This is a genomic window from Sphingomonas sp., from assembly GCF_048594985.1.
Taxonomy (GTDB): Bacteria; Pseudomonadota; Alphaproteobacteria; order Sphingomonadales; family Sphingomonadaceae; genus Sphingomonas_I.
In genome coordinates, this window is record NZ_JBMDXG010000231.1 from 1 (window position 1) to 5,217 (window position 5,217).

The window sequence follows — 5,217 nt, forward strand, 5'->3', positions numbered from 1 at the left end:
TGGGGAAGCTCGGTCACGTCGCGGTCGACCGTCACCGACACGGCCTTTTCCTGCGCGGTGGCGAGCAGTTCACGCGTGGGGCGGTTGGCGACGACGCGGCCGTGATTGATGATCGCGATCCGATCGCACAGCTCCTCCGCCTCCTCCAGATAATGGGTGGTGAGGACGACCGTGGTGCCGCCCGCGTTGAGCGCGCGGACATATTCCCAGAGCTGCTGGCGAAGCTCGACGTCGACGCCCGCCGTCGGCTCGTCGAGCACGAGCACCGGCGGATTGTGGACCAGCGCCTTGGCGACCAGCAGCCGCCGCTTCATGCCCCCCGACAGCGAGCGGGCATAGGCATGCGCCTTGTCCTCCAGATAGACCGCGCGGAGCAGCTCCATCGACCGGCGCTGACCCTTGGGTACGCCGTAGAGCCCGGCATAGAGCTCGAGCACCTCATAGGGGGTGAAGAAGGGATCGAACACGATCTCCTGCGGCACGATCCCGATCGAGCGCTTGGCGTTGCGCGGATGCGCGTCGATGTCGAAGCCCCAGATCGAGGCCGAGCCGCTGGTCTTGGTGACGAGCCCGGCGAGGATGTTGATCGTGGTCGACTTGCCCGCGCCGTTGGGGCCGAGCAGACCGAAGATCTGGCCGGCCGGCACGTCGAGCGTGACGTCGGTCAGCGCCTGCTTGCCGCCCTTATAGGTCTTGGAGAGATTGCGGAGGCTGATCGCGGCGTCGCTCATGAGGCGAGCGCATAGACCCCGCGCAGCATCGAAGCCAACCCTTCCCATTCGGCGCACACGTCGGGATCGGTCTCCGCCGCCGCCCGCCGCCGCCATTCTGACTGCGCGTGGGCCGGATCGAGACGCCCCAACGCCCAGACCGCAGCGCCCCGCACGACCGGCGACGGGTCGTCGAGATGGGGCGCCACGGCGCCGAGCAGCGCGGCGTCCCCGCTATTGCCGGCCGCGATCAGCGCGTTGCGGACCATCCGGTCGCGCCCGATCCGCTTGATCGGGGAGCCGGAGAAGACCTGGCGGAACGAGGGATCGTCGAGCGCCAGCAGATCGACCAGCTCCGGAGCGGCCAGTTCTGCGCGCGCGGCGAAGGCGCGGTTGGCGGCGGCGGCGTCGGCGAACTTGTTCCAGGGGCAGACCGCGAGGCAATCGTCGCAGCCATAGACGCGGTTGCCGATCGCCGCCCGGAATTCGACAGCGATCGGTCCCTTATGCTCGATCGTGAGATAGGAGATGCAGCGCCGCGCATCGAGCCGGAACGGGGCGGGGAAAGCGTCGGTCGGGCAGGCCGCCAGACACGCCGAGCACGAGCCGCAGCGCGTGTCGCCGGGCGTATCGGCTGCGAGATCGAGCGTGGTCATGATCGCGCCGAGCAGGAGCCAGCTCCCCTCGTCACGGCTGACGAGGTTCGTATGCTTGCCTTGCCAGCCGAGCCCGGCGGCCTCCGCGAGCGGCTTTTCCATCACGGGGGCGGTGTCGACGAACACCTGGAGCTCGCATCCCGCCTCGGCGACGATCCAGCGGGCGAGCGCCTTGAGCGCCTTCTTCACGACGTCGTGATAATCCTGGCCGCGGGCATAGACCGAGACACGGCCGATGCCGGGCTCAGCCGCGAGCGTCAGCGGATCCTCGGCCGGCGCATAGCTCATGCCGAGCATGATGACCGATCGCACCTCGGGCCACAAAGCGGCGGGACGCATCCTTTGTTGGGCGCGCTCCTCCATCCACAGCATGTCGCCATGCGCGCCATCGGCCAGCCATGCCTGAAGCCGCGCGCCCGCCTCGGGCGCGGCATCGGCGCGGGCGATGCCGCACGCCGCGAAGCCGAGCGTGCGGGCCTGGTCCTTGATGCGCCGTTCGAGGGAGAGGGGTGGGATCATCGACAGTCCGGCAGGCGGATGGCTTGCATCGCGGCCGCCCGATACGCACCTATGGGATCGGCTCGGACGGAAGCGTGCTTGGCCTGACGAGGACATGTATCATGCGGATCACGCGACGGGAACTGATTGGCGGGGCAGGCGCGGTCGTCGCGGCGGGCATCGTCGTCGCGCAAGGCCCGGCCGAGGCGGCCGAACATTTTCCGGTGACGCTGTCCGACGCCGAATGGCGCAAACGGCTCTCGCCCGCCGCCTATCGCGTGCTGCGCCAGGAGGCCACCGAGCGTCCCTTCACCAGTCCGCTGCTGAACGAGCACCGCGCCGGCACCTTCGCCTGCGCCGGCTGCGCCCGCCCGCTTTTCTCCTCGCGCACGAAGTTCGAAAGCGGCACGGGCTGGCCGAGCTTCTGGGCGCCGATCAAGGGCGCGGTCGGGACCCATCGCGACGTGACCCTCGGCATGGTACGGACCGAGGTGCATTGCGCGCGCTGCGGCGGGCATCTGGGCCATGTGTTCGACGATGGGCCCAAGCCGACCGGGCTTCGTTACTGCATGAACGGCGTGGCGATGAAGTTCGTCCAAGCCTGACGCAAGTTCGGGATACCGGGTAAAGATCATTCTGGATTGGAAACAAACATCGGTTCATGCGTTTGGCGGATCGGAGGGCGTTCGCCCTTTTCGCATCTGGTCTTATTAATCGGCGAAACGGGCGTCGCCACGACGCTCATGGGGGATAGACGCGCGTGATCGTGACACCTGTGATACTTTCCGGTGGGTCGGGGACCCGGTTGTGGCCGCTGTCGCGCACGGGCCGGCCCAAGCAGCTCCTTCGCCTGACCGGGGAGGAGACGATGCTGCAGCTCACCGCCCTCCGCACCCCGGCCGATGCCGGCTTCGCGTCGCCGCTGGTGGTCGCCAACGCCGCGCATGCCGAGATGATCGAGGCGCAGCTTGCCGAGGCGGGAGTAAGCGACGCGCGCATCATCCTGGAACCGGCGGGACGCAACACCGCGCCGGCAATCGCGGCGGCGGCGCTCGCGCTCGACCGCGAAGCGGTCATGCTGGTCATGCCGAGCGACCATGTCATCAATGACGTGGCCGCTTTCCGCGCGGCGGTCGATGCGGCGCTGCCATTGGTCGCCGACGGGTGGCTGGCGACGTTCGGCATCACGCCGGACGGCCCCGAAACCGGATATGGTTATATCAAGCGGGGTGACGAACTCGCGCCGGGCGTGGCGCGGGTGGAACGCTTCGTCGAGAAGCCCGATCGTGCGACCGCCGAAGCCTATCTGACCGAGGGTGGCTATAGCTGGAACGGCGGTATCTTCCTCTTCTCCGCCGGAGCCTATCTCGACGCGCTGCGCACGCATGCGCCCGAGATTCTCGACGCGGTCACGCGATCGATGGACAAGGCCGAGCGACGTGGGCAGCTTATCTATCCCGACACCCACGACTTCGCGGCCTCGCCCAGCCAGGCGGTCGACTATGCAGTGATGGAGAAGGCCGACCGTGTCGCGGTCGCTCCGGTCGAAATGGGCTGGTCGGACGTCGGCAGCTGGGATGCGCTCCACACGATCTCGCCCCGCGACGAGGGTCAGAACGTCCAGCTCGGCGAGGTGGTGGCGATCGACACGACCGGATGCATGATCCGCAGCGAAGGACCGCTGGTGGCGGCGGTCGGGGTCAAGGACCTGATCGTGATCGCGACGTCGGACGCCGTGCTGATCCTGCCGCGCGGATCGAGCCAGGAGGTCAAGCGCGCGGTCGAGGCGCTGCAGAAGCAGGGACACGTCACGCTGACCCGTCCGCTCTGACGCACCACTCTAACGGCGGGGCGGCGGGGCGACCTACATCGCCGTCCAGCCGCCATCCATCGACAGGTTGGCGCCGGTGATCGAGGCGCTTTCGTCGCGGCACAGGTGGATCAGCAGCGCCGCCACCTGATCGACGGTGACGAATTGCTTGGTCGGCTGGCTCGCGAGCAGCACGTCGTTGACGACCTGTTCGCGCGTCAGGCCGCGCGCCTTCATCGTATCGGGGATCTGCGCTTCGATCAGCGAGGTCCAGACATAGCCCGGGCTGATGCAGTTGACGGTCACGCCGTGCGATGCCGCCTCCAGCGCCACCGTCTTGGTGAGGCCGGCAATGCCGTGCTTGGCGGCGACATAAGCGGACTTGAAGGGCGACGCGACCAGGCTATGCGCCGAGGCCGTATTGACGATCCGGCCCCACCCCTTCGCCTTCATGCCCGGCAGTGCGGCGTGGATCGCGTGGAAGGCGGACGACAGGTTGATCGCGATGATCTGGTCCCATTTGGTGGGCGGGAAATCCTCGACCGGCGCGACATGCTGGATGCCGGCATTGTTCACGAGGATGTCGACCGGGCCGAGTTCGGCGGCGCAGCTCTCGACCATCGCCGCAATCTCATCGGGACGGGTCATGTCGGCGGGCGAATGAAGCGCCCCCGCGCCGCTGGCGGCGGCAAGGGCGGCGCGTTCGGCCTCGATCGCCGCGGCCTCGCCGAAGCCGTTGATCATCACCGCCGCGCCCTGTGCCGCCAGCGCCTTGGCGCAGGCAAGCCCGATGCCCGAGGTGGAGCCCGTCACGAGCGCGGTCTTGCCTTTCAGGAACATGCTGCCTCCGGTCGATATGCGCGGCACAATGCGGTCACACGACGCGCGCTGCAACCGTTTCGGCCCCGCGCGCATTCTGTCGGCAGCGGAGGTAGAGCAGCCATGCGTCTCGACGATTACCGGGATAGTTCGAATGTCGAGCAGCAGCGTGGCGGCGGCGGGCTGGGCGGCTTTGGCGGCGGGGGTGGGCCGATCGGCCTGATCTTCGCGCTCGTCGCCAGCCGGTTCGGAATCGTCGGCATCCTCGTGCTGGGCGTCGGCATGTTCCTGCTCGGCATCAATCCGTTCGGCGGGGGCGGGAGCGGCGTCGTGGACAACCGGCCGGCCTCCACCGCGCAATCGACGTCGCAGATCTGCGCGCAGGACCCCGCGCACCGCTTCACCTGTCGCGTGCTCGCTTCGACCGAGGATACCTGGGCGAAACTGTTTCAGGCGCAGGGCGCGCGCTACACGCCGACCGTGCTCAGTTTCTATTCGGGCAGCGGCACGTCGGGCTGCGGCGCCGCGCAGTCGGCGATGGGGCCGTTCTATTGCCCGAGCGACCGCAAGGTCTATCTCGACACCGATTTCTTCAACGAGCTTCAGAACCGCTTCGGCGCGGCGGGCGATTTCGCGCAGGCTTATGTGGTCGCGCACGAGGTCGGGCACCATGTCCAGAACCTGACGGGCATCGCCGGGCGCGTGCGTGAGGGCCAGAGCCGGA

Annotated in this window: 6 protein-coding genes; 3 read left to right on the top strand and 3 right to left on the bottom strand. The window is 68.2% G+C overall.

What is annotated here, in order from left to right; genetic code table 11:
- Both ACOJSF_RS09130 and queG read right to left on the bottom strand, forming a co-directional pair.
- On the bottom strand, nucleotides 1-731 hold a 731-nt coding region (locus ACOJSF_RS09130), incomplete at its 3' end, for an ABC transporter ATP-binding protein (protein WP_420141900.1).
- A complete protein-coding gene (queG, locus tag ACOJSF_RS09135; protein ID WP_420141901.1) occupies nucleotides 728-1,885 on the bottom strand; it encodes a tRNA epoxyqueuosine(34) reductase QueG in 1,158 nt (385 codons plus the stop codon). The genes queG and ACOJSF_RS09130, both read right to left, overlap by 4 nt.
- A 101-nt stretch (nucleotides 1,886-1,986) precedes the next feature.
- Here queG and msrB point away from each other — a divergent pair, with 101 nt between their 5' ends.
- Nucleotides 1,987-2,469, top strand: coding sequence for a peptide-methionine (R)-S-oxide reductase MsrB (msrB, locus tag ACOJSF_RS09140; RefSeq protein WP_420141902.1), 483 nt, complete (start codon nucleotides 1,987-1,989; stop codon nucleotides 2,467-2,469).
- Between the two features lie 155 nt (nucleotides 2,470-2,624).
- A complete protein-coding gene (locus ACOJSF_RS09145) occupies nucleotides 2,625-3,695 on the top strand; it encodes a mannose-1-phosphate guanylyltransferase/mannose-6-phosphate isomerase (RefSeq protein ID WP_420141903.1) in 1,071 nt (356 codons plus the stop codon).
- 33 nt (nucleotides 3,696-3,728) lie between these two features.
- Here ACOJSF_RS09145 and ACOJSF_RS09150 read toward each other — a convergent pair whose 3' ends face one another.
- Nucleotides 3,729-4,514 (bottom strand): 3-hydroxybutyrate dehydrogenase, encoded by a 786-nt coding sequence (locus ACOJSF_RS09150; RefSeq protein WP_420141904.1) that lies wholly within the window; start codon nucleotides 4,512-4,514, stop codon nucleotides 3,729-3,731.
- A 102-nt stretch (nucleotides 4,515-4,616) separates the two neighbouring features.
- Here ACOJSF_RS09150 and ACOJSF_RS09155 point away from each other — a divergent pair.
- The coding region (locus ACOJSF_RS09155) for a neutral zinc metallopeptidase (RefSeq protein ID WP_420141905.1) at nucleotides 4,617-5,217 on the top strand (601 nt) is incomplete at its 3' end.

Bases quoted from the DNA above. Each gene is read 5' to 3' on its own strand.
- msrB (WP_420141902.1), top strand. From the start codon at position 1,987: ATGCGGATCACGCGACGGGAACTGATTGGCGGGGCAGGCGCGGTCGTC.
- queG (WP_420141901.1), bottom strand. From the start codon at position 1,885: ATGATCCCACCCCTCTCCCTCGAACGGCGCATCAAGGACCAGGCCCGC.
- ACOJSF_RS09150 (WP_420141904.1), bottom strand. From the start codon at position 4,514: ATGTTCCTGAAAGGCAAGACCGCGCTCGTGACGGGCTCCACCTCGGGC.